Genomic DNA, 1,308 nt, shown 5'->3' on the forward strand with positions numbered 1-1,308 from the left:
GTGGGGCGCAGGCCGTCACGCAGCTGCACGCGTTGTCCCGCGTGTTGCCCGTCGAGCGGGTGCTTGCCTTTGACGTGGACGCGGCGGTGCAGCGCTCCTTTCCCAAGCGGGTGGGGTTCCTGGGGTTGGATGTTCGCGCGGTGCCACGGGAGGCGGTGGAGGCGGAGGCGGATATCCTGTGCACGGTGACGTCCGTGGGGGTGGGTGAAGGGCCGGTGCTGGAGGACGGGCGATTGCGGCCGTGGGTGCACGTCAACGCGGTGGGCTCGGACCTGCCGGGGAAGGTGGAGCTGCCTCGCTCGCTGCTGGAGCGCAGCCTGGTGTGCCCGGACTTCCTTCCCCAGGCGCTCGTCGAAGGGGAGTGCCAGCAGCTCCGGCCCGAGCAGATTGGGCCGGGCATCATCGACGTCGTGCAGCATCCCGAGCGCTACGAGGACTGGCGCAAGCGGTCCACGGTGTTCGACTCCACGGGCTTCTCGCTGGAGGACGAGGCGGTGACGCGTGTCCTCACGGAGCTGGCCCGGCGATATGGGCTGGGCATGGACGTGGAGCTGGAGTGCCTCGCGGGGGATGCGATGGACCCGTATGACCTGCTCCTGCCGGAGCGCGGGGTCGAGCCAGGTCAGGGTGAGCCGGGTGACTCCCGGCACAAGTTCCGCGTGGCCTGACGCACGCATCCGGTCTCTTCCTCTCATTGCCTCTCACGCGGGAGTCCCGCAGCCCGGTCACCGGTGTCACGGGACTTCACGAGGACCCGAGGAGCACCATGTCGCAGAGCGAGCAGTCCACCCGCACGAAGGTGGAGCGAGCGGGGCGTCGGCCTCCGTTGGTGCACCAGCCGCACGGTGGCGTGGTGGAGCAGTCCTTCGCGCAGCAGCGACTGTGGTTCCTCGCGCAGCTCGACCCGGATGGGTCCGCCTACAACGCTCCCTTCGCCGCGAGGCTGAAAGGGCGGCTGGACGTTGGAGCGCTGGAGGACGCGTTCCGCGAGGTGGTGAGGCGGCACGAGTCACTGCGGACGACGTTCGGAGAAGTGGACGGCCGGCCGGTGCAGCGAATCCACGAGGCGGTGGAGTTCAGCCTGCGAGTGGAGGAGGTGGACGAAGGGGGCGTGCTGGCGCGAGTGGAGGAGGAGGCGCGCCGGCCGTTCGACCTGGAGCGAGGGCCGCTGCTGAGGGCGAAGGTGCTGAAGGTGGGGGAGGCGGAGCACGTGGTGGTGTGGGTGGTGCATCACATCGTGTTCGACGGGTGGTCGGTGGGAGTGTTGGAGAGGGAGCTGAGCGAAGCGTACGGGGCGAGGGTGAGAGG

General features: G+C 69.5%; 1 protein-coding gene and 1 pseudogene. Both read left to right on the forward strand.

Annotated elements, in window-relative coordinates; translation table 11 throughout:
• Positions 1–668 (forward strand): annotated as a pseudogene (locus HR086_RS46885) (ornithine cyclodeaminase family protein); the annotation flags it as partial.
• A gap of 98 nt (positions 669–766) precedes the next feature.
• On the forward strand, positions 767–1,308 hold a 542-nt coding region (locus tag HR086_RS46890; RefSeq protein WP_217442242.1), incomplete at its 3' end, for a condensation domain-containing protein.

The organism is Myxococcus sp. CA039A, from assembly GCF_013336645.1.
GTDB lineage: Bacteria > Myxococcota > Myxococcia > Myxococcales > Myxococcaceae > Myxococcus > Myxococcus llanfairpwllgwyngyllgogerychwyrndrobwllllantysiliogogogochensis.